The sequence below is a fragment of the Ferdinandcohnia salidurans genome, assembly GCF_042680725.1.
In the GTDB taxonomy this organism is placed as follows: Bacteria; Bacillota; Bacilli; order Bacillales; family Bacillaceae_L; genus Ferdinandcohnia; species Ferdinandcohnia salidurans.
Window position 1 is genome coordinate 284,609 of the sequence record NZ_JBHUEK010000025.1, and the last position, 25,934, is coordinate 310,542.

Consider the following 25,934-nt stretch of genomic DNA (forward strand, 5'->3'; position numbering starts at 1 on the left):
AAAAACCAGGCAACATTTTATTCCAACACATTACGACAAGCTGTACCATCTTCGACAAACTTGAAACGCCCCAGTGACCCTTCGATCTGGGACACGGGAACTGTCTCTTTGTCCAGCAACACTGTGATACTTTATCAGTGAGGGTTAGGCTCCTACAAAAGTAATGTAAGTTCATGTCTATTATGTAATAATATTCTGGTAGATATCTAAATCTACAATTCATACATAGTGAAAGTAGGAATCAGAATGGCGACAGGAACTCATACAGTAGTAATTCCAGTAGATGTACAAGCAGTTTGGGATTATGTCAGTGATCTTGAAAAATGGGCAATGACAGTACCAGCGTATAAAGAACATGAAATCATAAATGACAAGCAATCGATTTGGACATTTGAGGGTAGTGTGAAAGGGATTAAAAAAACGATAAAAGCGCAGGTAGATATTACTGAATGGAATGAACCTTCTAATATTAAGTTTGAACTAAAAGGGTTAACAGATAACTTTACAGGAAGCGGTAACTTTACTGCGGAAGTTGTGAGTGGGAAAACAATTATGACTTGTACCGTGGAAGTCCATGCAGGCGGATTATCGGGTGCGGTGCTAAATCCCATTATTAAATGGGCTGTTCCAAAAGTAGCAACTCGTTTAACAGAATCGATTGCTCGTAAAATCCCAGTATTCTCATAGACTACGAAGTTGAAAATCGCTTTAGTCCCTACCATACATATCCCTCACTGTTGGGGAAAGAGTATGATAGACTGATGCATTTTCAGGTCTTGAATGTTGGGACGAGGGACCTGTCCCTCTGTCCCATACCCTTTGAGGAAGATCCCCCTAAGAATAAAACCAGGCATATGAGAGGTTAGATAATGTTTTATATATTTCATATGTGTGAAATGAACAGACCCACTTTCGACAAACTTCTAGGCGTCACTGTGACCTTACTTTACGTCCACCATTGCTTCCACCACATCAGAAGTTGTGCTCATTTGTAATGCCTTTTCTACTAAACCTTCCATTTCCTTTTTGGAAAGGCGAAGAATTTGTGAACGTGCTTTTAAAATAGATGTGGGACTCATAGAAAACTCATCAAGACCAAGCCCCAGTAATAACGGAATAGCAGTTTCATCTCCTGCCATTTCTCCGCACATTCCTACCCATTTTCCTTCTCTATGCGCTGAGTCAATCACCATCTTAACAAGTCGTAAAATAGCTGGGTGATATGGTTGATATAAATAAGAAACCCGTTCGTTCATACGATCAGCTGCCATTGTGTATTGAATTAAATCATTCGTTCCAATACTAAAGAAGTCGACCTCTTTAGCGAATTGATCAGCAATAATCGCCGTTGAAGGAATCTCCACCATAATTCCAACTTCAATAGAATCAGAGGCCGAAATCCCCTCAGAAACTAATTTTTGCTTTTCCTCTTCTAAAACTGCTTTAGCTTGACGGAATTCATCAAGTGTCGCTATCATCGGGAACATGATTTTTAAGCTACCATATAAGCTAGCTCTTAGGAGAGCTCTTAATTGGGTTCGAAACATCCCTTGTTCTTCAAGGCAAAGTCGAATTGCCCGGTTGCCAAGGAACGGATTCATTTCTTTTGAGAGGTTTAAATATGGCAATTCTTTATCTCCACCGATATCAAGAGTCCGTAGCACTACAGTCTTTCCATTCATTCCTTCTAAAACTTCCTTATATGCCTGATATTGCTCTTCTTCAGAGGGAAGCTGGTCTTTGTCCATGTATAGAAATTCTGTCCGATATAAACCGATTGCTTCAGAGCCATTTTGAACAACACTATCTAAATCCTTAGGTGTTCCGATATTGGCGGCTAATTCCACATGATGGCCATCTATAGTTACAGTCTTTTCATTCACAAGCTTAACCAATTCTTCTTTTTGTATTTCAAAATCTGCTTGTTTCTTCTTATACTTTGAAACCATTTCTTGAGAAGGATTAATAAGTATTTCCCCACTTGAACCATCCACAATCACAATATCTCCGTTATTAATAGCCTTAGTTGCAGTTTTAGTGCCTACAACAGCAGGAATTTCCATTGAACGAGCCATAATAGAAGAATGAGATGTCCTGCCGCCAATATCCGTTATAAACCCTTTTACATAAGCACGATTTAATTGTGCTGTATCCGAAGGAGTTAAATCTTCGGCAACAATAATTACCTCATCCTTAATCATGCTGGGATTTACAATTTCTACACCTAAAAGGTATGAAAGTACTCTTTTTCTCACATCACGAATATCAGCAGCACGTTCCTTCATATACTCATTATCCATTTGTTCAAACATTGTAATAAACATATCTGAAGTACTTTTAAGAGCAGATTCAGCACTATTCCTTGTTGCCTTAATGTTATCGCTAACCTGATTTAATAAGTCTGGGTCACTTAGAATCAGTATGTGTGCATCAAAAATAGCTGATTCGTCATCGCCTAGTTCTTTTTTAGCACTGTCCCGTATTTCCTCAAGATCCTTTATCGCCTTCCCAATAGCTGATTGAAAACGTTTTATTTCTTTTTCGATGTCTTCAATCTTTTTTTCTTCAAACGAGAGATCCGGTTCTATTAAAAGATATGCTTTTGCTATTGCAATACCGCTTGAAGCCGCAATACCGTTAAGTAAAGGTGTTCTATCAGTTAAAGAATTCATTATACGGCTAAACCTTCCTTCATTAACGTTTCTTCTATACTTTGTAATGCTTCTTTTTCATCGGTACCATCAACAATAATTTTAATTTCTCCGCCTTGGCCGATTCCTAGAGACATAACGCCCATTATCGATTTTAAATTTACTCTCTTTTCGTTATATTCTAGCTGAATATTTGAATCAAATTTTCCTGCAGCCTGTATTAAAATAGTCGCGGGGCGAGCATGAATTCCAGTTTCTTCAATAACCCTATATTGTTTTTCTATCATATTCTTTCCTGCTCCTTTTCTATCTATCTATACTTCAAAATAATAAAGACTGGCATTAACACCGAATCTATTCACCTAAAACTCTTTCAATCAAAAAATATATATCTTTATATAGCCTGACCCCCACCGGTAACCCTAAAATCAGTGGAGGTCAGACCCTAAAATTTAAAGTTTGTTTTTTCTAAACTCCTTCGCCTTGTTCGCTTCTTCCATAAAAATGCGAGCTCGTTCAGGATCAATCGGATTTTTCATATCACCTTTTTTTACCCATGTAGCCACCGATACGCCATCATAGTATTTTAGCAACTCATAAATATTATCTCCAGTTGCTCCTCCACCTAAGAAGATAGGAGTATCAGGCAATTTCGTTCTTACCTTTTCAATCATTTCAATACTTTCAGCCGGACTATTTCCTGCAATAAATAATCCATCTGCAAATGCCTCATGAACAGCCTCCCATGCGGCATTTTCAATTGGTTTACGACCAAGCGGCACCCCATGTACTTCGTATACATCGGCATAAACTGGTACTTTGGTTCTAATTCTTTTTCTGAGTCTAGCAATATCAACGCATTGCGCTTCAAGTATGCCAGCGCTCGTTACATTTGCCCCCGTAAAAAGATGCTCTACCCTCACAAAGTCTGCACCCACAGCATCGGCTACAGATAATCCGGCAACACCATCCCAATTCATCAAAATACCCATCGCTATGGAAGGAAATTCTTTTCTAATTTCATAAGCAATCCTAGTCATATAGGCAATTGCTTCTGGCTCGGCATGCTGCTTGATTGGCATGTCATTCATATTCTGAATAATTATTCCATCAAATCCATTTTCTTGCACCATCTCGGTTTCTTTTAAAGAATTATACACAATCTCATCAATTGTTTGATCACTGTGACGATAACTTCCCGGAAGCGGTGGAGGCTGAATCATCGATAAAACCGTACAATTTGGTTTAAACGCTGTCATTAGATTTCTCCTCCTAACTTTTTATAGTAATTCAAGCTGACATTGAACATTTGATTTGCTGGGATAATTCCATCTTCTGTAATAAATCCTGTGATATGCTTAGGTGTTACCCCTAGTAATTCAGGTGCCTTAAAATCTATATTTTCCGCAAGACTTTGATCTGGCCAATCTCCGGTTAATTTCTTCTCCAATTCTTGAACAACTAACACCTTCTTATATCCATAAATCGGGCGAATATCCAACTTAATTAAAGGGGTTAGAAAATACAATGGGATTTTATAATAGTCACAAACTAAACCAACGATATCAGAGCCAGTTGTATTAAAGCCTGTTCCATCTGGGAAGAACGTTTCTGCTCCCATTAGTGCGACATCACAATCTTTGAGATAATACATAAGAGCAGCATCCGGGAAAAACTTAATTTGATGACCTGCCTCCTGGCAAGTTTTTACATAAGGAAGGCCACCATCAATAATGCGGCTTTCAGGAATATAAATGGTATAGGTTTTCTCATTTTCGCCTAGTCTTTTCAAAAGTTTATCAACTGTACTTGAGTAATCATAGACTAGGATATTTTTCATGTCATTGACCGCAGAATTAGCGTAATCAATAACTTTTAATGTGGCTTCTTTGTTATATTCAAGGTAACTATTCTTTTGGTTAATGATTCTTTCAACAGCTTCATCGATTGGTTTATCTGAATGAATTTCCAGGTTGTGTGTCATCAGCATGATGGCATTGCTAACCGCCTGACTTGCCTCTCCTCTTGTTTTGATAAAAAATAGGCTTACAGATTGAATTTTTTCTATGATTTCTTTGACGTAAGATTTATTGTTCTTTCCGTCCAATGCAATCGATTCAATCATGTCACCGATCATAGAAATGTGATTACTTGCTCCCAATACCTTTTGTCCAACAATATCGTCAAATAATGATTGAACGTCTGTAGGCAAAAGCTTTCTAACACTTTCTGCTCCCTGAACCATATAAAACCGTCTCCTTCTCCTCTACTAGGCTATTCACACAAACTTTGTTACGGATCATGTGAATAGCCCCATCTGCTGTGGATATTTGTTCGGCAGGTATGAAGAACAAACATCCATATTCAAGGTGTTTTTATTTCTCAAGTAATTTTTCAGCGTTTTTATGATAGATACTTTCCAGATAGTCCCCTTCCAAGTTAAACATGTCAAAAAGGTCAATTGAACATTTTGTCAAAGTTGTGGGATAATAAGAACCGAAAAGTAATTTTTCCTTTGGTAATACGGTAAATGCTTTTCTAAGAACTTGTACTTCATATTGGTTAGAGGTTTCAACAAGAATATTGTTATGGTCATTTGCAACATCTACACAGCTATAGCCATAGTCAAAGCAGCCGATATGAAGGAAAATAAATGTGATATTAGGGTGCTTTTTTGCATGAACAGCCCACTGCTGAGGCATTGACCTAGAACCAATTCCCGTGAAAACTTTGACTGGTATTTGGGCTTCTTCAACAATATCAAGAATTTGATCGATATTAGAGCAGCTATCAGGATAATAGCCATGTTCGATTGAATTAAATTCAATCATTTTTATTCCAGGGAGTTGCAGCACTCTCTTCGTTTCTTCTACTGAATTGTCTTCTTTCGGATTTATGACAGCACAGCCAACTAATTGATTAGGATGCCTTGTTACAAAGTCCGAAATATAGTTATTTTGATCCTGGATAGACTTTCCTTCTAATGCTGAGACAACCCGTAAAGAAATGTTATTTTTTTTCATATCATCTAATAATTCTTGTTCGAGGTATTCATAAGTTGTCTCATCTCTTTTCAAATGAGCGTGTATATCGATAATCAATTTCTTCACCTTCTTGTTTGATTTTCATGCAAGAGCAGCACTTACCTTCCAATGCTTAGGGGAGGGTAGAGGTGCTGCGAATCTATTATCCTAAAAACCCTGCGTATACTCCGACGATTCCAAAAATCATAGTAAAGAAGATTAATTTAATGGCTGATACCTTTTTCTTTGTGATGAGGTAATACATGACACCGGTGTAGAGTAACCCAAGTACCCCAGGCATTAAATTATCTAATGTTTCTTGAATACTAATGGTTGTCTCTCCAGACGTATATTCAATTGGAACATTTACTACCACTAATAATGGAATGAATCCACCGACAATAATATAGGCAGCAATCCCAGCAAGTTCTGAAATTTTACTAATCAATCCAGATGATTGAAATTTGCCAACTAATGAAATTCCTTGTTTATAACCTTGGAAAACACCAAGGTAGCGAACTCCCAGTGAAAGGATCGTCATACAAATCACGAACATGATTGGTCCGATCCAACCTGTTCCAGCACTGACTAATGAGATAGCAAGTCCAGCTAGGATAGGTCTTGCGGTTCCGTTTAGAAGGGAGTCACCCAAGCCTGCCAATGGTCCCATTAGGGCTGTTTTAACAGAGCTAATCGTGGATGGATCAAAGTCTCTTTCATTGGCATATCTTTCTTCCATAGCTGCACTGATTCCAACAGGAATAGCAGAAACCATGTCTTGTGTTAAGAAGTACTCCATATGTCTTTCATAAGCTTCCTTTTTATCTTCGGGATCGTCATATACTTTTTCAATAACAGGCATCATGGATTGCGTAAAACCAGCATTTTGCTGACGTTCATAGTTATTAGCGGCACGAATCGTCATTTGGTTCCAAAATACTTTCCATAAATCTTTTTTGGTTAATTTTTTTTCATTCTCTTGTGCCATTTTCGCTCTCTCCTTATTCATTAGCGTTTTGTTCATCTATCTTAAGGTAGTAATACAATGCAACACAAATGACCCCCAATAACGCAATTCCTATCATATTTATTTTTAAATAGGAAGCAAAGAAAAAACCTAAGAATAAAAACGGCCAGAATTTTTTTACCTGGATTGTACTTAGTAGTAACGCAAATCCGACTGCTCCAATTAATCCTCCGCCAGCTGCTAATCCGGTAATCAATTTCTCAGGAATAGCTTCAATGATTCCCTTTACAAAATCTGCTCCAAAGTAGATTGCTAGAAAAGCAGGTATTCCATATAAAATAGCGTTCATTAACATCGGATAGACCGTATTATTTAATACAAGCCCACGCGTATTCAAGTTGCCTATGGCCCTTTCGGCTCGGTGCATAAAGAAGATGTTGATCACCGAGTTCTGGAAAGTAGTAGCAATTTGGCCAATAAAAGAGACTGGTAATGCAGTCGCAACAGCTAGTTCGGTTCCACCGCCACCGAGAATCGCGATTCCCGCTGCAATAGCTGTACTGAGCGTTGGATCTGGAGGAGTTGCTGTCCCTACGAAGATGACCGCAAGGAACATTAGCTCAATTGTTACACCCACTGCTAATCCTGTGGTCACATCACCCATTATTAATCCAACGACTGGCCCTGTAAAAATAGGTCTGAAAATATGAGTTTGTAAAGTATGCGAGTCAATAAATGCAATGGTAACAAATAATGCAACTAGTACTGCCTGTAATAGAATATCCATGTGTAAGGCCCCCTGTCTTTAACTGAAATTTATTTATTTATTAATTGAATTACGTTTTGACTGCGTTCATTAGGAACTGTACGAACTTCAAGCGAGACTCCTGCTTCAGCTATCTGATTCAAATGACGAATATCTTCCACATCGACCCAAAGGTTTCCTAATATCTTAGTTTTTCCTTTTTTCATATTGATGTTGCCAACATTGATTTCTTTGATATCAAGGCCACCTTCAATCATTTGCAGTGCTTCTTTTGGTCCTCTTACTAACAACAACGCCTTCGTTTCGCTTGCATCTTCCTTGATTGTTCGAATGGCTTCATCTACACCAAGAATTTGCAGTTCGATTGTTTTTGGCGTTGCCATCTGTAACAGTGTTTTCTGCAATTCATCGTTTGCTGCTTTGTCATCTGCAACAATAATTCGATTTGCGTCCGCATTGGCAATCCAAGCGGTAACAATTTGTCCATGGATTAATCGTTCGTCGATTCTAAAAACTGTGATGTTCATTTTCTTTTCGCTCCTTTATATAACACTTAGCCCTAAACTTTCCTTACTTAACTCTACTAATTCAGTAGTCAGGCTATTAAGACTTTGTCCATCTCTAGATAAAATTGCATGAACGAGGATCGGTAAATTCACCCCGTAAAAAACTGCTACATTGTCATTGTTAAATGAAAATTTGCTACTGACCTTAAACGGAGTGCCTCCCATAATGTCACAAAGTATTAGGAATTGTTCGTTACTTGAAACCCCTTTCAACTTTTCGTTTATTAAATCTGAAAGTTCGTCTTGTCCCATATCTTCCGTTAAAGAAAGAAACTCAACACTTTCCGCTTCTCCTGTAAACATTTTTGCAGAATGCACGATTCCTTCTGCCATTTTTCCGTGCGTAACAACTAAAATATTAATCATTTTTAAATCTCTCCCCGAAGTCTAATATTTTAAAAATGGTTACTTGTTGACCAAGTTAATCACATTTTGACTGCGTTCGTTTGGTACAGTACGAACCTCAAGGGCAACTCCTGCCTCATGTATTTTGTTTAGATTTCGAATATCCTCGTCGTCTATCCAAAGGTTTCCTAGAATCTTTGTTTTGCCTTTTTTCATATTGATGTTACCAACATTGATTTCTTTGATATCAAGGCCGCCTTCAATCATTTGCAGTGCTTCCTGCGGTCCTCTTACTAATAACAATGCCTTTGTATCATTTGTGTCTTCTTTAATAGTTCGAATAGCTTCTTCTATTCCAAGGATTTGCAGTTCAATCGTTTTAGGTGTTGCCATTTGAAGCAATGTTTTTTGGAATTCATCATTGGCCGCTTTGTCATCTGCGATAATAATTCGATTTGCATTTGCGTAGGTAATCCACGCGGTTACAATTTGTCCATGAATTAATCGTTCGTCGATTCTAAAAACCGTAATATTCATTCTTATTCGCTCCTTTTTGATGGTTCTGCCCTGCGATGTAATCCTTTACATTCTCCACAAGTACTCTGCATTTTTATGAAAAATATATTCTAGTTGATCTTCAGGAATATTTAATTCAAAAAACTTCTCAATTTCAATGTTTACTAGTTTGTATGGCCAATCCACTCCGAATGCCACTCGTTCAGGCCCAAGAATTTCAATCGATTTTTTTAACACCTCGGTATTCATTTGGCCTGATGTTTCTACCCAAACGTTTTTCAAATCTTTAACTGATTCGATTGTTGATAGTCCAAATTCATAATAACCGGTATGAGTAAAGAGAAAATCAATTTTCGGGAATTTCTTCGCGTATTCAGCCCAAACATAAGGTGTACTAATTGGAGCTGTACCGACATGCGTTTGGACATGAACTCCGTATTTTTCGATTTCAAAGAATATATCATTTAAACTTGGTGTATTATCTGGATAGTACCCGTGTTTCCATGAGTGAAACTTGATGCCATTCATTTTGTATTCGCCTAAACATTTGTGAACTTCCTCAATCGCATCAGGGGCTTTAGGATTAATAAAGCCATAGCCTTCAATAATCCCTGGATATTCTTTCATCGCTTTGTAGATGGTATCGTTTTGAACTCTTGTAGAAGTTCCTGATAAGCTGCTAATCCCAATTTTAGTAATCCCGTATCTTCCTAATTCCTCAACAATATCTGTTGGTGTGTTTTCTTCACCTGAACTTGTTTTTCCTAAATGTGAGTGAATGTCATATATTTTCATGATTTCATTTCCTCCTAACTCATTTACAGCTATAAATTATTTATTTTCGTCAAATACATCAAGGGTGACTTTATATTGATAAACATCTGAACGGTAATACATTTTTACATATTCAATAGGAATTCCAGATGTATCATACGTTACTCGTTCTTTATAGAAGATGGGGATGGTATCTTCAATCTTCAAAATCTGCTTTAGGTTATTGTCCGGAGTTTTGGCTTCTAAGATTTCGTCGGCGGATTTAAATAGAACTCCTTTCTTAATTAAGGTTTCATATAATGAAGTCTTTTCATTAAACTCTGATGGATCGAGAGTAAACTCATTGGACATTCTGATATACGCCTTATGGAGACCTACAATAGTATTGTCACTTAACCGGGTTCGTTCCAAATAATACACTTCATCTCCTTCCAAGATATTTAATGATTGCGCAATCTTGGTATCGGCCTTTATTATGCTGAACTCCCGGATAATGGAGCTCGAAATTTCTCCATGTTTGGTTATATCTTCACTAAAACTAGTAAGTGTCTTTAAGTCGTACCTATGTTTCGGGGTACAAATGATCGTTCCTTTTCCTTGCGATTTTTTTACATATCCCTCATTCTCTAAATCTTGAATGGCCCGTCTGACTGTAATCCTGCTGACTCCATATAGGTTCTGTAGTTCACTTTCAGACAACAGCATGTCACCGGCAAGCAATTGTTTTCTTTCTATTTTCCCCCTAATGTCCTCATAAATCTGAAAGTGCAAAGGCACTCTTGAATCCTTGTCTATATTGGGTTTCATAGCATTCACCTATCCAATTAAGAGTATTTGATATAACGTTATAACGAGTTGAAGCGTAATTTTTGGATTAACTAATTTTTTCAAATCTAGTATTTGTTAGTTCTCACTTTGCAGCCCCGTAAATGATATAACATTATAATAAGTTGAAATAAAATAATAAAGTCTATACGACTTATCATTTGGTATCTATACTATAATTATTTATTAAATGTTGCAAACGCCTTCACTTTTAGCGAAGTTAATATAACGTTATAACAAGTTTCTTTATGCTTAAACTATAAATCTTTTTAAAGTGGTTGTCAATTGAATTTTTTAAATATTTAATTCATTTTTATTAATTGCTATTACCCCGCTGTTAGGACAGAGGTTATTGGGAGATAAATCGACATGAATAGTAAGAATGTCAAACGATATAAAAATGAAGTTAAGCAGTAATCATTAAGAGGATGATGCTCCCCTAATATGAACCTACACTTTATAAGTGGAGAAAGGAAGCAAGATTAGCTCATCCAAGAAGCAAATCAGGATGTGTCCGATTAGCCCTAGCGTGAAAGGAAATAAATATTAGTGTACTCACCTATGAACGTTTGAGGAACGATTGAAAAAGTCTTCGGAAGAAAGTAATTAGGGACACTAAACCGTGCCCCTGTTATGAAGATTGTTGAACAGGACGTGGAACTTTCCCTGTCCCTAACAAAATTTCAAACCTTTTATCTATCATCGACAAATTTCGGGGCGTCACTGTGACACTTTCAGGCATCCGCTGTTTTTCTGTTCATATAACGCTGGAGCAGATGGATCTTCAGTTCGATGATCGGTTGTGCGAGTGTAATGATTGGTTTTGATGCTAAAATAAAGGTTACAATCGCCGCTATGACCAATTACACAAAATAGTTTCCGGACTCCTCCACGTAGTCATAAAGCGGTGAAAGTTTGAACAATTGCACAATAGATCCATGTAATAAGTATACATAAAGCGTTCTCGCTCCTAGATGGGTTACGAACATTTTCCTCCTCGGCACAATCGCCATAAAACTGAACGTAGCAAGGGTCATCAGAGCGTACATCAATAGACGCATGAACCACGCTTGCCCTAATTCAACACCCAATTTTTCATAGGAATATGAAGCAAGCAACCAACCCTTCGCCTCCTGTGGGAAAAAGAAAAAATAACCGATAAACATCCCCACAAATATCATTCCCGCTACTATACGTATTTTAGGTCGCAGGAATTTGGAAAAGTGTTCTTTTCTCAACAGGTAGCCTCCTAGGAATACCGGGAAGAATACAATGGTTCTCGATAGACTGAAATAGGTCCCGATATCTTGGATATAACCGCATAAACACCAATTGTCATCGCTACAATTATCATGATCGCTGGGTGCTTCAGCTTAATGAATAGAAGAAGCAGGATATTCCAGAGCACCATGCTCAATAAGAACCAAAGCGTCCAATATGGTTGGAAAAGAGTAAACGTCTCCGTTCCATTCCAAATTCTAAGAATGACAAAATTAATAAGTTGGAAAGTAAAATAAGGAATCAATAGTCTCTTAAAAACCTTGATTAAATACCCCTTCTTCATAATACCCTTTGAGAAAAGTCCGCCTATAAGAATTAACGCAGGCATATGGAAGGTGTAGATAAAGTTGTAAACTGTATATAAAGCTTCATTATCCTCTTTATGTGGACTTATAAAGTGTCCAAACACAACAAGAAAAATGAGTATCAATTTAGCATTGTCAAAATAGGATTCACGTTCCTTACTCATGAGACGGGCCTCCTAGTTGCAAAATGTTTCTCTAAACCACATACAAACAAGTATGCTGATAAACTATCATACACTTTAAAAGGCAAATCGAATCAGATGTCATCGAAATTAATCGGATATGTTATCTGTTTTTGAAGTTACGTAAATCCGTTGTAATAGATGAGAAAACATTGTAAATAAAAAAGAAGATGAACACTACATTACGTAGAGATTTATCTTCTTTCTCTTTTGAGGGGGCGGTTTTCACTAGCTCTTCGAGCTGTTCCTTTTCGTGTGAATCATCTTAACCCTAAACACGTAAATCCATATACTCTTGATATTGCTCAAACGCGTAACAACCTTCGACAAACTTCGGGGCGTCACTGTAATCCTTCCCCTTAAAATGGACATAATGGGATTAATAAAGATACGACAAATCTACATTATTCTAAGGGTGATAAGTTGGCGAAAAATCATAGTACTGTCGAAATTAAAATAAAAGCAGTCCGTCGGGTAATGGACGAGCATTCTCCAGTGGCACTTGTCGCAAAGGATTTAAATCTTCATCGTGATACAGTTAATAGATGGGTTAATGCTTATAAAGAAAAGGGAGAAAAGGGTCTGATTAATCCTCGATCTCTTAGTAATTCATCTGTTCGAAAACAACAATCTAAAATTGAAAAGTTGGAAAAGCAATTAAAAGAGAAAGAATTGGAGAATGAGATCCTAAAAAAGTTCCAGGCCTTTCTGAGGAAGAAAGGATAGCGAAAAAATTTGAGGCTATTACTTTCCTGAGAAAGGATTATTCGGTTGTTCTTTTATGTAACGTACTTGGTGTCTCTACAAGTGGATATTATGCGTATCTAAAAAGACCAAAAAAAGAAATAGGACAGAAAGATTATGAGCTTTTAAAAGATATCAAGAGAATATACAACCGTCATAAAGGTACTTATGGCATTAATCGGATTACAAATGAATTAAAAAATGAAGGAATTATAGTGAATCACAAGAGAGTTGAACGTTTAATGAATGAAGTTAATTTATAGGCAAACGTGAGGAAGCCTAAGTCAACAAAGGAAAGTAAATCCCAAGCCGCTGGATTTGTGTATGAAAACCTTTTGGCAAGGAATTTTGACGCAGAAAAACCTAATCAAAAATGGGTTACTGATATGACTGAGGTGATAACTGGGAATGAAAAGCGTTATATATCAGCTATTCTCGATTTATTTAATCGAGAAGTTATTGCATTCGAAATTGACCGAGTCCAAATACGAAATTAGTTGAAGCCACAGTCAGAAAGGCTCAAAAGAAAAGAAGGTTACAAAATTTAGAGGGTGTTATTATTCATAGCGACCAAGGAAGTATGTATAGGTCGTTAGATTATTATCATTTAAGCAAAGAATTACATTTTATACCTAGTATGTCCCGCAAGGCTAACTGTTGGGATAATGCCGTAATAGAGAGCTTTTTTTCACAATTAAAAACAGAAGCACCTTGTTTTTATCCAGTAAACAAACCATCAATTTTGAAGAAAAGCTTTGAAAAATATATTCGGTATTATAATGAAGTACGAATTCAAAGTAGAATTGGTTTTGTCTCACCAAAGAAATATTATTCAAACTACTTACAATCGCTGAAGGGAGCATTTAATCTATTAAATGTCCGAGTCACAACTTGATATGGAGTGGCGGGCATGATAGCCTCATTCGGCACGCCAAGCTATTTTTATATAGCTGGCGTTTTGGCAGTAGAATTCATGCCCGCAGAGGCTCCATGTCAAGTTACTACATCACAAGTGAAAAACTTGTGTAGAAAGACTAAATTCCACTTATTTTTTGTCGTATTTCAAAATGTCCATTTTCTGGGGGATGGACCACTGTGACCGTGCTCTAACTAAGACAGCAATTGGTCATACGTACATACTTAATCAAAAAAACTCTTAATCTTTTGCGTGAATGTACAAAAAAAAATAGCAGATTCGACAACCCAAATAGACAATATTTTGAACTAAGCTTTTATATAATTAGAACAAGCTTCTAACAGGTCGGTGATATTAATGGAAAAAGGTTCATTTACAAAAGGCTGTCTATGGGGAATGTCAATTTCATTAGCTTTATAGGGAATTATTATTTTTATTATAGTACGTATAATCTAACTAACAATAACCCTTTAATAACCGCTAGTAACATTTAAAAAAGCCAATGACACTATTCAGCCCTACATGATTTATGTATAGTTATAGTGGGAGGGTGAATATATGAGGTTTTTAAAATTTCTTTTTTTCACCATAGTTGTATTGGTGATTCTAGGCTATGGGGTTTACCATTTTGGAACCAAAATAGCATCTGAACAGTTAATAAACAGAATATCAACAGAACTAGAAAATAGCGGAGAAATCGAAGAAATCAAAAGATCGATTGAGAACGATCCAGAGTTAATGTCCTTTTTGGAAGACGCAAAATCAGTTGATGAGAGTAAACTTCCATTTCGAACAAAAGAGGAAGCAACTAAAGTACTAATAAAAAAAGTCGGAATTACTGAACTAAATGATATTAGACAACAAGTACAAGAAGGCACAATATCTAAAGAAGAAGTACTCGAGGAAGTACAGAGCAAATTAACCGAAGAAGAAATCTTAGCATTAAAAGTAATTGCATATAAAGAATTATATAATCAATAATTTACAAGAGAGCTATTTATAGCTCTCTTGTAATTGATTTCACTCAGGTCCATCAACTTTCGACAAAAGCCGAGGAGTCACTGTGACACTTCTTTCACCTAAGCAAAAAACCCGACGATAAAAAGTCGAGTTTCCTTCTATCTACTATTAAGTTTTGCACCAATCCACAAGAACAATACAATCAGGATTATTCCAATTATAATAATATGCACCGTACAACGTCACCCTTCATTTGTTATGAGACTCCAATAAATTGCTGCCATTCTGTATCGAAGTCAATTTTCATGTCAAATAGTTTATTTACCTTTTCCAATTCACCTTTTACAGTGTCCTGGTGGATATCGAAGGTTGCTAATCTTTCTTTTATTTCCTTAGTTTCATAGGTTACCATATCTAGGATCTCTGCTATTTCATTGGATGAAAAATCCTCTATCATTGTGAGGTTTTTCTCATACGTATTTTTAGTTTCCTCGAATAGCTTTTCAATATTGGCGGTTAACAGGCCGTAACTTACATCAAATAAATCTGCCTTTTGTAAGATCAACATGATAATGTTCGTTGTAAGTACCGTTAGTATGAGCTCAGCTGCTTCCATTAGCCACCCAGGTAAGCCAGTTTGTTTTGTCACATATTCAAATAAAAGCTGTACAACTACATTTGAAATAGTTACAGCAAGTAAATTAAAGACCGCATCCGCCTTTTGTAAACCTGTTGCATTTTTATCAAGAACTACCTTAACAGAATCAACGAGTGCTAACACAACATCCTTTATTACACGCATCAGTCGTTTTACCGTCTCTTTTAAGATACTTAAAATAATATCAAAAAAAGTTTTAAGGAATTTCTTTAAAGAGTTCCCTACAATTCCCGCTAATACCTTTTTCAACTTTGAAAAGACATATGAGACGACACGTTTACCAGCCTTTTTAATCTCTGAAAAAAAAGTGTCTAGAGTCATAGATTTATTTTTCGTTAAGGTTTTCACTTCATATACAAGTGGAGGAAGAACATAGTAGATTAATTGCCCTGTCAGTATTTTACCTACTGAATTCTTTGTTTCAGTAGCGGCATCCTTGCCAACTTGTTTGTGGTTCACATGCTTTAATGCTACTTTACTTTCGGTATTGCTGATATGCTTAAAGTTCTTCTCCAATTCCTTTTTGACTGTTTTGGGTACTTTACCCGTTTCAGGGTCGAGATATCCACGTTTAATTAGGTTCTCTCGCGTACTCCCTGTTGTTTCTTCCCATCGATTTATTGTCGTTTCCGGAGTTGCAGCGTCATTTTTGGATTGATTAGCAATTCCATCAATCCATTGCATATTGTGCTCTGAATTGTATACTTTTCGCATCTCATCAACATATGAATCTTTTAAATAACGAGCATTATAGGTCGCCCCTTTTACAGAGCGGACATGATCTCCTTGTATGGTTCGTTTCGCAGCATCTTGACCTGTTAAACTATCCTTCATCTCTTCCTGTCCTGGATTAATTTCTGCTTTTTTATAAGCAGATCTTGTACGATATTCGTTTCCATCCTTATCATAAAAGCGTTCATTTCCAGACTTTCGCTTTTCAGTAAAAACACCTTTTTGAGAACGATCATCTCGTTCTTCAATGGTCTGTATCGTTTTGGATTTTATTATATCCCAATGCTCCGAATCTTTATACGCATAGACTTCTTTTTGATACTCTTTATTACTACCCAACGGATCGATTTCATTTTTATAATCAAAATTAATAATTCTCGCTGCAAGCTGGTCCGCTGTTACATACAAGTCGCCCATATCAAAATATTTACGAACCGCATGTCCGGATATATCTATTGCACAAGCCTTCACCAGCTGGTTACCTACATCATTTGTTAGCAGTTCCTTCATACCCGTATTTAATTGTGTGACAGCATTTAGATACACCTTATTTTCAGCTTCTGCTAAGCTATTTTGTAACATAATGGCTTTTTTTAGTTCCACAATTATGCTCCTTGTACACGATTTTTTTCCAACTCATCTTGCTGTTCCTGCAATATTTTTTTCTGTTCCATTAATTCTTCAAGGTCCTTGTATGAGGAGTTATCCTGCAATAAATGTGTAAGTATTGGAGTATTATAGATTCTCTTACTAATGATATAAAATAGAAAGGTGTTTTTTATAAAATGATAATGTTTTTCATACATTGTTCCTTTTAACAGGCTAATATTTTTATTCATTGGAATATTTTCAATCTCTCTTTTAGCAATGATGTAGTTTTTAAGAGACTCAGCCTCCAGCATGGCCTCTACTAGTTCCATCTCTGGAATTACTTTTGACTCTATTACCTCATCAATAACTTCTATATTCTGTTGATATAGTACTGCAATTTCAATATCGACAGAAACCCTTTCCTTTTTAAAATCAGCCTGCTTTTCGATACTCTTGATTCCTAATTTATATTGATTAAGTACATCTAACATCGAAATGTTTTGTTTTCTCGTTTCATATCTGGCACCAAATATTGATTTTAAAAAGGTTTTCTTATAAACCTCGTCTTTTGACCAGTCAATTTCTTGGATATAATCTTCTACCTTCTCATACTCTTTAGCCGGTATTTCAACTTCCTCCTGCCGTTCTTCATCAACAAAGGTAGACTTTCCCTCAAGCTTTCCGAAAACAGTTAAAAATGAATATAATGCTTCTACTTTTTTTCTAACTTGATTTTTTCGAAACATATTAATTGAGCGGATTCTTTGATTAAACATTTGAATAAAATTATTTATTTCTTCAATCTTTCTAGTTAACACTTCTTTATGGGCTGAATGAACAAATTTCATTTCTTCTACAATACTTCTCCGGTCCTTCTCACCAGTAAATGTCTGTACTCTATCAGATAACCAATCGATTACTTTCACCTTTACGTCTCCTTATAGAAGATAAAATCACTATGACGATTTCGATCCTTACACGCTACGATAACTCCGTCTTTCACTAAAAACTCAAAGCGATCATTCTTTTTAATAACAAACTCCTCCACATCTCCGGTGGCCTCAAAATTACCATTGCCACTGCTGTACATCACCCGAACCGAAACAGGTTTTACTAATTTTTCTCTACTTCTTTTGTATAGAAAAAGCAGAGAAATAACTACTAGTATTCCTAGTAACACCCAAACCATTGCAGCACCTCTTCATGACTTTTTTCCTATGATACTTTTACTATATAATAATAACCGACATTTTTTAACAAAATAATAGAAAAAAGGCCTTCCAAATAATTGGAAGGCCAAAAGTAACTTCCCTATCAGAAACAGTCCCAATTATAAAGAACGTTTGCAAAATTCTTCTTCCGTAAATCTTCTTCTGTAATAAAGAAATTTGCTACCCCAACATCTCCCCACATAATCCCTAAATCTTCGTTGCTATCAACTTGAAGCAATAATGTATTATAGTCTTTATAATCTCCGTAGCTCCGTGGGTCTTCCTGTGTGAAATGTGCATATCCTCCAATTTTTGCACCTTCACCACCAAAAGTTTCTGAATACAGGTCCCATAATTCGGCATTATCATCAAGTACCTCGTAAAACCCACAATGTTCAACATGATAATCGACAAGTGACACAGGCTCACTCTCCACTTCAAATGACAGTTTAACTTCATGCTCACAAGGGAAGTACTCATCATTTTTGTCCACGTAACTAAAGTCTTGGACCAATTGAGAAGGGTCTAGAATGATTTCTGTGTAAAAAAGAACCCTAAAGTTTTTCTGCTGGGTTGGATGGTCGAGGTTCAAACCCATTACATCATCAGCTCCAGATATAAAGAATTGTAAAATCCCCTTCTCTGGAAAACCTACGATGTGGGGAACCTCCGCAAAATTAATCTGGGCTAATAATCTCATTGGCTTACCAACCTCATCCAACGGATGCTCAATATCCTTTGGTAAATAAGGATCCCCAGCAATTTTACTTTCAAAGAGAGTTGTATTATCTTTAACACCAGTAATTTTTATTACTGGTTTAACTGTTTTTTCAATTGCATCTCTGTATGGTTCAAATTCTTTCGGTAGATTATGTATGGTGTTCATCCAATCACTCCCACTTTTTTCTTTAACTTTTAGCAACTTTGTTTTGTAAATCCTATACATTCCACACTAGCTCCATTCACAGAGTAGTCACTGATATAGATAATTATTGTGAATGTTTTCTAGATCTTCTATCTTGATTACTGTATTAAGACAAATATAACTACTAGAGATGACGGAAACAATCATTTTTTTAATTACCACCATGTAATCAAGAACGAGGAAGATCAAATAATACGAAGGTCATCAAGCAGAAGGAATGAAGCGGAAAAGAATACATGGAGCGCTCTTACATAAACGGTTACTAGATAAAACTTATAATCATCATTAGTTCTAGCAATAAAACTGATATAATCTGTGAACTTTTTTCAAAATCAACACGATAGTGTTGATTCTACAAAAGTACATTCTACAGTTTGTTTATCTTTTACACCTTTTAGGTTTTACTATGCCTAGAGGTGATTTTATGCTTGATGTAATTGGTCAGAGGATAAGAATCTTACGCAAGAAAAAGAAGTGGAATCAGAAATATTTAGCTGAGAAGGCTGGCATTTCCACAAATTATTTAGGTGCTATCGAACGAGGTATTGATAAAAGTGTTTCATATGAGATCCTGAATAACATTGCGAAGGTATTAGGTGTAACCGTAGGAGAACTAGAAAGGAATCTCGACCTCATTAAGGAAGACTCAGAAAAGAGGCTATTGCTTGCAGAGCATATGGATATGCTTCAAAAGTTAGACAGCGAATCAATGAAAGAACTAATTTCAGTTACACCGGCATTAATCGAGTCATTCAAACGCCTTCGTTCAAAAAGATAACAAAATGCCAGCTTATAAAAACATCAAAGTTCCCTCTATTTTAAAGAAATTCTGACCATTTATAAGGCCTCTTAAGCAGATAGAATCCCCGCACCACCACCACCACAAAAAAGGAGCAAACCACATGAAAAACATTCAACTCACTTACGAAGTGAACCCTCAAACACAGGCGATCCTTCCCGCAAGGGAAATCGAGTACTCAGCGATTGTCAAAGAAGAGCATCAAATCATCTATGTAAGACAGACTCCACTCCAAATCATCAAAGCAGCTTGTCTCGAAGGCGGCTCAACTTACGAAGGCAGGCGTAAGGCTGTTACCCATCTGACCGGAGCGATTCAAAAGGTACCCATTCCAATCAACCCTCGAAGAAATATCTTCGCGTTCCCCACTCAATCTCCTACCGCGTTTGAGTGCAATTGGATCTTCTACCACCATATAAAGTCAATCGTACCATCTCTACAAACAAGCAATAAAACCCAATCAATAATCCAATTCAATAATCAACAAGAACTGCCCATGAACGAATCTCATTATCTATTAGAAAAGCAATACACCCGAACCACCATGTGTGTCTTACAATATGCAATACAGGATAAAATGCAAACGTATACATTGTTAGGAATGTAACTATAGAGCACTGTTCCTCGTCTCTAGATTTATCATCATTTCCCTGGGACACGGGACCTGTCCCTCCGACCCACCACTAAAACAAAAAGGATGAACGAACATGAATGGAAATATTCTACTGAATGAAAGACCACTAATTGTTGTACCGACTCTTGCCAAATTACTTGGTACAAATGAAAGTATTATCCTTCAACAAATCCACTACTGGCTCCAACGCAGCAAACATATTAAACTTGGTCAAAAATGGGTGTATCTCACCTATGATCAGTTGGTAGAACAAATTCCTTTCATCTCAAAAAGCACGATTAAAAGAGCAATTCTTAAACTAGAAAATAAAGGCTACCTAACCTCACAAAATTTCAATAAACTAAAACTGGACAAAACAAAATGGTACACAATTAACTATGAAAATCTAAACGAATTAAAGGATGACGGCATTTGCGATGACCTTATTTTCATGGAGGAAGAACCTGTCTCATCAGACCAACCTGAACAAGTGGTATGTTCAAATGGAGCAGTCGATGTGCTCAACATGGACAGTCCATGTGTTCAAAGTGAGCAGTCGAGCGGTTCAACTTGGCACGTAGAGGAGTTCAATCTGAACACACCAATACCAAAGATTACTACAGAGATTACTACAAAGATTACATCAGAGACTTCTTCTTCTTCAAAAGACTTACAGCAAACCAATGAAAAAGAAGACCCGTACCGATTCTTCGAGCAAAATGGATTTGGAACGATTGGCAGCTTTATCGCTGATAAAATTAAGGCGTGGTGCATTGACCTATCAGACGAGCTCGTTATCGAAGCGATGAAACTAGCCGTAGAAAATTCATCAAAGCGTTGGAACTATGTAGAGGCCGTACTAAGAGACTGGGTAGATAAAGGACATCAAACTCTGGATGATGTTTATGCTGCACGTATAGCATATAAACAGCAAACGAGGGACCCATCTATTAAAAAACCAACAAGACAAGAACTGCTCCCTGACTGGTTTCATAATCGTGGTCAGGGCAAAGAACCTGTACACAATCCTAGCTTCGAAGAGAAGAAAAGACTATTTGAGGAACGACTTAAGAAACCTAGAGTAGATAGCGATATACAAACGTTGGACACTAAACCTGCCCCATTGTGTTATTCAAGAATACTAAATAATAACATTTTACCAGTATAACAGCAGTTCTTCCCCACCAAAAAACTCATCCAATCAAGCGTTTGTTTAAAATTAAAAAGGCCTGGCACTGTTGCTATAGACCGCTAATCAAACGTTTGTTTGAAATAAAGTTTCGCGATTAGTACAGGTAAAAGTATATTAATAGTACCATAATATTTAGGGGCTGAACGAACAGACCCGCTTCGACATACTTCGAGGCGTAACAGTGACCTAGAACTAATATTAAAGTAGTACAATACTCCAATATTCCTTTAACAAATAAAGATGTACATGCATGGCGACTGGTAGATTTCTCTATGATTAAGAAACTCATTACCTTAGCACGGTAAAATTTTATCACAGTGGTCGTCCTGCCCCGAAAATAATAGTTTAAGTGCAAACCTTGGGGAACAGTGGAACCGTCCCCGTGTTTCAAAATGATAATTATTGGGCATATCCTTCTTTAAAGATTATGTTATTTCGTCAATTTGGAGTAAAACTTCTAATTCATAACAAGATATTTCACCGTCTTCAGTCGAACTGCCTTTTTGAGTAATTTGAGGAGTGATAGTAAACCTCTTAATTGTAAGGTTTTTCAATACATCATTATATGTAATTGAAAAATTCAATTTTGGCAATGACTCAGAAGGAAAATTGAAATCACTCTTGGCATTTAATATATGAATATAAATAGAAAGAATTCTAGTATAAAAATAAGGAAGTCTAATTCTGTAATCTTGATTTGTAATAAAAATTGGTTCAGAGTTCTCAAATTCTGTATCTAGATACACAGAACTGCCTTCATTAAATGATATACTATTTCCTTCTTCATAATTAACTATAAATTGGTTATCTTTTTGATGTTCTTTAATGAATTTAATATATAGGAAAACTTCAAAATCCCATTTAATTTTTATATTTTTTGCATGACCTTCTCCAATATTATTAATGCTTAAATATAAGTTGCCATCCACTTCACTACTACGTGTATTTTCTGCACCATTAGAAAACAAGCCAATATGCATTTCCTTATTATATCGTAAAACATATTTTTCATTTTTCATAAAAAGTTCAGGCCTAACAGAATCTATTCTTTGCTTATTTATTATCTCTAACTGTTTATTAGCGATCTTAGATGCTTTTTTTGAAGCGCTAGCTGACTTCCAAGCAGCTATACCTGCAATCATAGCGATAGCGACAGATATCATTTGAATCCAATCTGTTAGCTGTAAACAAGACCAGAATCCGGCAGTACACGCTTCTTTTATTGTCACTTCTATTTGCAAGGGCTCTCCTCCCTTCTCCAATATACTTTGATTACTGATTATTTCGTTTTAAAAGTACCACTTTCTCGGACAAAATGACCGCCTATCACGGAAAAATAAATATAAGAATGAATAGAATCCGGGCAACATTTCACATGCCCTATCAGCAGCCAGCATGCCCCAGATTTTAATGTTCTGCCATTATTCTGCAAATTTACTGATTCTTTTTCCTGTTAGGGAAAATCCAATCACTATTTTGAACAGTAAATTGAAAAATAGTTTCCTTTTGACCATCTTTCAACAACCAGTAGCCTTCAACCATATTTCTTGCATCGAACTCAAAGTGGATTCTTTCATCAGAAAGAGTCGTATATTCCGCTTCAATTTTTACAGGTTCTAATTCTTTTAAAGAATCATCAACATAACAAGGAATGAATAATTCCTCATCCTTTTCAATCATCCCTATATTCGATTCAATATAAAGTAATTCCTCTGTTCCTGGTTTTGTTAATGTTATCACTATTTTACAATCAATTACAATTTCTGGTATTCCATGTATGCTAAATTTATAAAAAGATGTGTCTATTTCTTTTAAATCTTCATCGTTGTGATTATCTATGAATCTCTCATAGTCTCTTGTTAGTATAATTCTACTTTTATAACCTGTTTCAACGTTGTGCAGTTTAAATGGGGCAGTTAGTTGCTGAACAGTAATATAAGATCTATTTGCCTCAACCAATTTGTTATGTTCAAAATCGAATTGTTTCCTCAAACCTTCAAACGATGATGTGATTGTTAAATAAACACCTCCGAGAGTTAAAACACCTCCAAGGATAGAACCAACAAACGCTAATACGTCTACCTCACCTACTCCCTTATCACTTATATAGATAGCGATAATGACAACGAAAGCAAAAAAAAGCACAAAAATTATTAAATTGAGCAATTTATCTTGTAAATTATTCAGTGTTCTTCAATCCTCCAAAATAAGTTTATTTATTCTATTCGATTTAAGTAAATACATAAGAACACCCATTATTTACAATGGATACCCACTCTTATAAACTTCAATTCTATAAGAATAAAAGCTAGTTCGTAAAATATTCTCGCTTTTAACCTGTAATACCTTCTTTCGCTGAAACCTAATTAATAGCACCCTAATATCACTAATCCATTGTAACCTTCGGAGTTGGACGAACAGAACCGCTTTTCGACAAATTTCGGGTCGTCACTGTGACCTTCGTCCCCATCCACTTTACAAATGGCTGTACAGCGGGCTTTCCTACATTGCCTTCTTCAACTTCCTCTCCATAACCATAATCTGTTGGAGGTAGTTGTTTTGTTCGGCGGTTAGGTTTTCTTTTTGGGTCATTTCGTCTATGTATGTTTCGTAATCGTCAATGAGGTTCTCGTATTCTTGCTTTTGGAATTCGAAATGATTTTTCTGTTTTAGGAATGCTTCGGCCTGTCGCAAAAGCTTTTGCTCATATTCATAAGAGGCTTCTGCGTAGCCTTCTTTCTTTCCTTCATGCTTACCAGCTTGATAGATTTGGCTTACACCGGGGGTGTCTTCAACGTCTTCTCTTATTCTTTCTTTGATTCCCCCAACAAGCCCATTATCCTTCACCTTTTTCGCCATATCAAAAGCGTTATATCCTGGGATTACTGCCTTTTTTAAAAATCGACCAAAACCCATTTGTGTGATCCCCCTTAAAATTGATATTCTTCACCTTGAATTAATTTGTTAAATCCGCCAAAGACAAACTCTTCTTTGACTTGGTTAATAAATTGACTGTCTGAGATTAATCTGTAGATGGTTACCATTAATCCCCCGACATCTAGCTTTCTAATTGCATCTGCATTCCCTGCATAAGAGCTTAAGGCTACATAAATGACGTTACTTGCAGAGGCAAGTGCATTGGAATAGCTTAATATTTTTCGAGTCTTCACCTCATACATGGACCATGAATGATACTTCTCTGGATTGTAAAATAAACCATGAATCATCGCAATCATAGTATTGATTAAGATGGACATAGAAGCCTGCTTTCCAACTGTCTTGATATTGCCTATATCGAGTCCATATTCAGCTAATTTCTGTGCATCTGATGGTGATACAGCACTAATAATTGAAAGTGGCAGCCCAGCCTTTGAATACTCGTCTGATTTAAGATGTTCAGCTTGTTTAAATAACGCTCTTCCAACCGCTATTTTTCCATCTAACCCATCATTAAGCAACCGTTCTTTTGTATAATGAAACACTTTGAACGTGTCCGCCCTATTGGTTATTTTGTCACGGGGATCACCCCTTAATGTTCGACCAGTCTTAATATGATAAGACTGCAAATCCCATGTGGTTAAGGTGCTTGTTACAATATTGGATGTACCAAATAGCCACCCTAGAAGAGGATCATGTCCCAGTGTTTTGAATCTGTGGGAATTGCCACTAAGACCCAGCCCAAAATCAGGGCTACCAAACAGAGCATCATACGGAACTGGATTCGTACTAATTTCTTCTAAAGAAGGCCAATACCATTTATGTGCTCGATTACTAGACTCTTTAATTCCGTTGCCTTTCACCTTACTAGCTGCCTTTTGGTCAGGTAGCCTTTCCTCAAAACTTGTTAAGAGATACTGTCTCAAACACTGTAAGGCTGTTGCAAAAAACAAAAAACCTATATCAGTACCATTCAGCCCCGTCTGTACCTCAAACTCCTTATCCAGGTTATTAAGGATTTTCTGAGAATTATGTGCAACATCAGCCACTCTTCTTGATTCTTCTGTAATGAAATTCATATTACTAAGCGTTTTCTCAGACCGTGCGCTTAGTTCACTTCTTCTCCTTCGCAATTCCTCAAGACTCATTTAAATCCTCCATATTCGTCAACTCACACAAATTGCTGTTTTAGAAGAATTTGAAATGGTTGATTTTAAAATTAGGACAAGGACCTATGTCTCTGCCCCACTAGTAAAAAAGTACTAACAATATATGATTATACCATTTTAGAACTTTTTTGAAGATTAATTTATTTCATTAACGCTTTACACTACTATTAAAATGATGTTAAACCTGTGACCAGTCCCTTTTATCTTACATAAAGCCCTTTTTCTAACTATCTACGCTAATACATGAATCACCGCCTAGCCTTCCAACTATCACTAAGAGAATGTC

30 protein-coding genes are annotated in these 25,934 nt (G+C 36.4%); 8 read left to right on the top strand and 22 right to left on the bottom strand.

Going from position 1 to position 25,934, the window contains the following annotated elements; translation table 11 throughout:
• Nucleotides 1-246: 246 nt before the first annotated feature.
• Complete coding sequence (locus ACFSFW_RS15795) at nucleotides 247-687, top strand: SRPBCC family protein (protein WP_388039671.1); 441 nt, start codon at nucleotides 247-249, stop codon at nucleotides 685-687.
• Nucleotides 688-941: 254 nt separating this feature from the next.
• Here the strand turns inward: ACFSFW_RS15795 and ptsP are convergent, their stop codons facing one another.
• From ptsP to ACFSFW_RS15865, 14 genes are all read right to left on the bottom strand, one after another.
• A complete protein-coding gene (ptsP, locus tag ACFSFW_RS15800) occupies nucleotides 942-2,672 on the bottom strand; it encodes a phosphoenolpyruvate--protein phosphotransferase (RefSeq protein WP_388039673.1) in 1,731 nt (576 codons plus the stop codon).
• Complete coding sequence (locus ACFSFW_RS15805; RefSeq protein WP_388039675.1) at nucleotides 2,672-2,938, bottom strand: phosphocarrier protein HPr; 267 nt, start codon at nucleotides 2,936-2,938, stop codon at nucleotides 2,672-2,674. Before ACFSFW_RS15805 ends, ptsP begins: the two co-directional genes overlap by 1 nt.
• Before the next feature lie 165 nt (nucleotides 2,939-3,103).
• Entirely contained in the window at nucleotides 3,104-3,910 is an 807-nt protein-coding gene (locus ACFSFW_RS15810) for a BtpA/SgcQ family protein (RefSeq protein ID WP_388039677.1), read from the bottom strand.
• A complete protein-coding gene (locus tag ACFSFW_RS15815; RefSeq protein ID WP_388039679.1) occupies nucleotides 3,910-4,896 on the bottom strand; it encodes an IF-2B domain-containing protein in 987 nt (328 codons plus the stop codon). The genes ACFSFW_RS15810 and ACFSFW_RS15815 overlap by 1 nt, the downstream gene beginning before the upstream one ends.
• Before the next feature lie 130 nt (nucleotides 4,897-5,026).
• The gene (locus ACFSFW_RS15820; protein ID WP_388039680.1) at nucleotides 5,027-5,752 is read right to left on the bottom strand and encodes an amidohydrolase family protein; all 726 of its coding nucleotides are present in this window, start codon (nucleotides 5,750-5,752) and stop codon (nucleotides 5,027-5,029) included.
• Nucleotides 5,753-5,837: 85 nt separating this feature from the next.
• Entirely contained in the window at nucleotides 5,838-6,662 is an 825-nt protein-coding gene (locus tag ACFSFW_RS15825) for a PTS system mannose/fructose/sorbose family transporter subunit IID (protein WP_388039682.1), read from the bottom strand.
• Between the two features lie 13 nt (nucleotides 6,663-6,675).
• Nucleotides 6,676-7,428, bottom strand: coding sequence for a PTS mannose/fructose/sorbose/N-acetylgalactosamine transporter subunit IIC (locus ACFSFW_RS15830; RefSeq protein WP_388039684.1), 753 nt, complete (start codon nucleotides 7,426-7,428; stop codon nucleotides 6,676-6,678).
• Between the two features lie 29 nt (nucleotides 7,429-7,457).
• Nucleotides 7,458-7,934 carry a PTS sugar transporter subunit IIB gene (locus tag ACFSFW_RS15835; protein WP_388039685.1) on the bottom strand — a complete coding sequence of 159 codons (477 nt, stop codon included), beginning with the start codon at nucleotides 7,932-7,934 and terminating at the stop codon, nucleotides 7,458-7,460.
• Between the two features lie 15 nt (nucleotides 7,935-7,949).
• A complete protein-coding gene (locus ACFSFW_RS15840; protein WP_388039687.1) occupies nucleotides 7,950-8,339 on the bottom strand; it encodes a PTS sugar transporter subunit IIA in 390 nt (129 codons plus the stop codon).
• A 39-nt stretch (nucleotides 8,340-8,378) separates the two neighbouring features.
• Entirely contained in the window at nucleotides 8,379-8,855 is a 477-nt protein-coding gene (locus ACFSFW_RS15845; RefSeq protein ID WP_388039689.1) for a PTS sugar transporter subunit IIB, read from the bottom strand.
• Between the two features lie 45 nt (nucleotides 8,856-8,900).
• Entirely contained in the window at nucleotides 8,901-9,629 is a 729-nt protein-coding gene (locus ACFSFW_RS15850) for an amidohydrolase family protein (RefSeq protein WP_388039691.1), read from the bottom strand.
• 36 nt (nucleotides 9,630-9,665) lie between these two features.
• Nucleotides 9,666-10,415, bottom strand: a complete 750-nt coding sequence (locus ACFSFW_RS15855) for a GntR family transcriptional regulator (protein WP_388039693.1) — start codon at nucleotides 10,413-10,415, stop codon at nucleotides 9,666-9,668.
• A gap of 881 nt (nucleotides 10,416-11,296) precedes the next feature.
• The gene (locus ACFSFW_RS15860; RefSeq protein WP_388039694.1) at nucleotides 11,297-11,671 is read right to left on the bottom strand and encodes an acyltransferase family protein; all 375 of its coding nucleotides are present in this window, start codon (nucleotides 11,669-11,671) and stop codon (nucleotides 11,297-11,299) included.
• A gap of 11 nt (nucleotides 11,672-11,682) precedes the next feature.
• Nucleotides 11,683-12,183: an acyltransferase family protein gene (locus tag ACFSFW_RS15865; RefSeq protein ID WP_388039696.1), complete on the bottom strand. Its 501-nt coding sequence runs from the start codon at nucleotides 12,181-12,183 to the stop codon at nucleotides 11,683-11,685.
• 441 nt (nucleotides 12,184-12,624) lie between these two features.
• Between ACFSFW_RS15865 and ACFSFW_RS15870 the strand changes: the two genes are divergently transcribed.
• The 4 genes from ACFSFW_RS15870 (at nucleotide 12,625) to ACFSFW_RS15885 (ending at nucleotide 14,842) form a co-directional block, all read left to right on the top strand.
• On the top strand, nucleotides 12,625-12,927 hold the full coding sequence (locus tag ACFSFW_RS15870) for a helix-turn-helix domain-containing protein (protein WP_388039698.1): 303 nt from the start codon (nucleotides 12,625-12,627) through the stop codon (nucleotides 12,925-12,927).
• A 119-nt stretch (nucleotides 12,928-13,046) separates the two neighbouring features.
• Nucleotides 13,047-13,208 (top strand): IS3 family transposase, encoded by a 162-nt coding sequence (locus tag ACFSFW_RS15875; protein WP_388040336.1) that lies wholly within the window; start codon nucleotides 13,047-13,049, stop codon nucleotides 13,206-13,208.
• Between the two features lie 374 nt (nucleotides 13,209-13,582).
• The gene (locus ACFSFW_RS15880) at nucleotides 13,583-13,840 is read left to right on the top strand and encodes an IS3 family transposase (protein ID WP_388040337.1); all 258 of its coding nucleotides are present in this window, start codon (nucleotides 13,583-13,585) and stop codon (nucleotides 13,838-13,840) included.
• Nucleotides 13,841-14,419: 579 nt separating this feature from the next.
• Entirely contained in the window at nucleotides 14,420-14,842 is a 423-nt protein-coding gene (locus tag ACFSFW_RS15885) for a hypothetical protein (protein ID WP_388039700.1), read from the top strand.
• A 235-nt stretch (nucleotides 14,843-15,077) separates the two neighbouring features.
• Here the strand turns inward: ACFSFW_RS15885 and ACFSFW_RS15890 are convergent, their stop codons facing one another.
• The 4 genes from ACFSFW_RS15890 to ACFSFW_RS15905 all read right to left on the bottom strand — a co-directional run bounded on the left by ACFSFW_RS15890 (nucleotide 15,078) and on the right by ACFSFW_RS15905 (nucleotide 18,899).
• Nucleotides 15,078-16,814, bottom strand: coding sequence for a hypothetical protein (locus ACFSFW_RS15890; protein ID WP_388039701.1), 1,737 nt, complete (start codon nucleotides 16,812-16,814; stop codon nucleotides 15,078-15,080).
• Between the two features lie 2 nt (nucleotides 16,815-16,816).
• On the bottom strand, nucleotides 16,817-17,728 hold the full coding sequence (locus ACFSFW_RS15895; protein ID WP_388039703.1) for a hypothetical protein: 912 nt from the start codon (nucleotides 17,726-17,728) through the stop codon (nucleotides 16,817-16,819).
• Between the two features lie 2 nt (nucleotides 17,729-17,730).
• Nucleotides 17,731-17,991 (bottom strand): hypothetical protein, encoded by a 261-nt coding sequence (locus ACFSFW_RS15900; RefSeq protein WP_388039705.1) that lies wholly within the window; start codon nucleotides 17,989-17,991, stop codon nucleotides 17,731-17,733.
• Nucleotides 17,992-18,116: 125 nt separating this feature from the next.
• Nucleotides 18,117-18,899 (bottom strand): YwqG family protein, encoded by a 783-nt coding sequence (locus ACFSFW_RS15905; protein WP_388039706.1) that lies wholly within the window; start codon nucleotides 18,897-18,899, stop codon nucleotides 18,117-18,119.
• Nucleotides 18,900-19,362: 463 nt separating this feature from the next.
• On the opposite strand from ACFSFW_RS15905, the gene ACFSFW_RS15910 reads away from it, so the two are divergent.
• From ACFSFW_RS15910 to ACFSFW_RS15920, 3 genes are all read left to right on the top strand, one after another.
• Entirely contained in the window at nucleotides 19,363-19,716 is a 354-nt protein-coding gene (locus tag ACFSFW_RS15910) for a helix-turn-helix domain-containing protein (RefSeq protein ID WP_388039708.1), read from the top strand.
• Nucleotides 19,717-19,840: 124 nt separating this feature from the next.
• On the top strand, nucleotides 19,841-20,344 hold the full coding sequence (locus ACFSFW_RS15915; protein ID WP_388039710.1) for a competence protein ComK: 504 nt from the start codon (nucleotides 19,841-19,843) through the stop codon (nucleotides 20,342-20,344).
• Between the two features lie 100 nt (nucleotides 20,345-20,444).
• Nucleotides 20,445-21,518 (top strand): DnaD domain-containing protein, encoded by a 1,074-nt coding sequence (locus ACFSFW_RS15920; protein ID WP_388039712.1) that lies wholly within the window; start codon nucleotides 20,445-20,447, stop codon nucleotides 21,516-21,518.
• Between the two features lie 449 nt (nucleotides 21,519-21,967).
• On the opposite strand, the gene ACFSFW_RS15925 is transcribed toward ACFSFW_RS15920, so the two are convergent.
• The 4 genes from ACFSFW_RS15925 to ACFSFW_RS15940 all read right to left on the bottom strand — a co-directional run bounded on the left by ACFSFW_RS15925 (nucleotide 21,968) and on the right by ACFSFW_RS15940 (nucleotide 25,627).
• On the bottom strand, nucleotides 21,968-22,783 hold the full coding sequence (locus ACFSFW_RS15925; protein ID WP_388039714.1) for a hypothetical protein: 816 nt from the start codon (nucleotides 22,781-22,783) through the stop codon (nucleotides 21,968-21,970).
• Between the two features lie 193 nt (nucleotides 22,784-22,976).
• Nucleotides 22,977-23,687, bottom strand: coding sequence for a hypothetical protein (locus ACFSFW_RS15930; protein WP_388039715.1), 711 nt, complete (start codon nucleotides 23,685-23,687; stop codon nucleotides 22,977-22,979).
• Between the two features lie 357 nt (nucleotides 23,688-24,044).
• Entirely contained in the window at nucleotides 24,045-24,458 is a 414-nt protein-coding gene (locus tag ACFSFW_RS15935; protein WP_388039717.1) for a hypothetical protein, read from the bottom strand.
• Nucleotides 24,459-24,472: 14 nt separating this feature from the next.
• Entirely contained in the window at nucleotides 24,473-25,627 is a 1,155-nt protein-coding gene (locus ACFSFW_RS15940; RefSeq protein ID WP_388039719.1) for a hypothetical protein, read from the bottom strand.
• Between the last annotated feature and the right edge of the window lie 307 nt (nucleotides 25,628-25,934).

Excerpts from the sequence above, each read along its gene's own strand:
- ACFSFW_RS15910 (WP_388039708.1), top strand. The coding sequence starts at position 19,363 with ATGCTTGATGTAATTGGTCAGAGGATAAGAATCTTACGCAAGAAAAAG.
- ACFSFW_RS15815 (WP_388039679.1), bottom strand. The coding sequence starts at position 4,896 with ATGGTTCAGGGAGCAGAAAGTGTTAGAAAGCTTTTGCCTACAGACGTT.
- ACFSFW_RS15845 (WP_388039689.1), bottom strand. The coding sequence starts at position 8,855 with ATGAATATTACGGTTTTTAGAATCGACGAACGATTAATTCATGGACAA.
- ACFSFW_RS15840 (WP_388039687.1), bottom strand. The coding sequence starts at position 8,339 with ATGATTAATATTTTAGTTGTTACGCACGGAAAAATGGCAGAAGGAATC.
- ACFSFW_RS15880 (WP_388040337.1), top strand. The coding sequence starts at position 13,583 with ATGTCCCGCAAGGCTAACTGTTGGGATAATGCCGTAATAGAGAGCTTT.
- ACFSFW_RS15915 (WP_388039710.1), top strand. The coding sequence starts at position 19,841 with ATGAAAAACATTCAACTCACTTACGAAGTGAACCCTCAAACACAGGCG.
- ACFSFW_RS15865 (WP_388039696.1), bottom strand. The coding sequence starts at position 12,183 with ATGAGTAAGGAACGTGAATCCTATTTTGACAATGCTAAATTGATACTC.
- ACFSFW_RS15905 (WP_388039706.1), bottom strand. The coding sequence starts at position 18,899 with ATGAACACCATACATAATCTACCGAAAGAATTTGAACCATACAGAGAT.
- ACFSFW_RS15920 (WP_388039712.1), top strand. The coding sequence starts at position 20,445 with ATGAATGGAAATATTCTACTGAATGAAAGACCACTAATTGTTGTACCG.
- ACFSFW_RS15795 (WP_388039671.1), top strand. The coding sequence starts at position 247 with ATGGCGACAGGAACTCATACAGTAGTAATTCCAGTAGATGTACAAGCA.
- ACFSFW_RS15805 (WP_388039675.1), bottom strand. The coding sequence starts at position 2,938 with ATGATAGAAAAACAATATAGGGTTATTGAAGAAACTGGAATTCATGCT.
- ACFSFW_RS15935 (WP_388039717.1), bottom strand. The coding sequence starts at position 24,458 with ATGGGTTTTGGTCGATTTTTAAAAAAGGCAGTAATCCCAGGATATAAC.
- ACFSFW_RS15835 (WP_388039685.1), bottom strand. The coding sequence starts at position 7,934 with ATGAACATCACAGTTTTTAGAATCGACGAACGATTAATCCATGGACAA.
- ACFSFW_RS15885 (WP_388039700.1), top strand. The coding sequence starts at position 14,420 with ATGAGGTTTTTAAAATTTCTTTTTTTCACCATAGTTGTATTGGTGATT.
- ACFSFW_RS15830 (WP_388039684.1), bottom strand. The coding sequence starts at position 7,428 with ATGGATATTCTATTACAGGCAGTACTAGTTGCATTATTTGTTACCATT.
- ACFSFW_RS15825 (WP_388039682.1), bottom strand. The coding sequence starts at position 6,662 with ATGGCACAAGAGAATGAAAAAAAATTAACCAAAAAAGATTTATGGAAA.
- ACFSFW_RS15940 (WP_388039719.1), bottom strand. The coding sequence starts at position 25,627 with ATGAGTCTTGAGGAATTGCGAAGGAGAAGAAGTGAACTAAGCGCACGG.
- ACFSFW_RS15810 (WP_388039677.1), bottom strand. The coding sequence starts at position 3,910 with ATGACAGCGTTTAAACCAAATTGTACGGTTTTATCGATGATTCAGCCT.
- ACFSFW_RS15900 (WP_388039705.1), bottom strand. The coding sequence starts at position 17,991 with ATGGTTTGGGTGTTACTAGGAATACTAGTAGTTATTTCTCTGCTTTTT.
- ptsP (WP_388039673.1), bottom strand. The coding sequence starts at position 2,672 with ATGAATTCTTTAACTGATAGAACACCTTTACTTAACGGTATTGCGGCT.
- ACFSFW_RS15855 (WP_388039693.1), bottom strand. The coding sequence starts at position 10,415 with ATGAAACCCAATATAGACAAGGATTCAAGAGTGCCTTTGCACTTTCAG.
- ACFSFW_RS15850 (WP_388039691.1), bottom strand. The coding sequence starts at position 9,629 with ATGAAAATATATGACATTCACTCACATTTAGGAAAAACAAGTTCAGGT.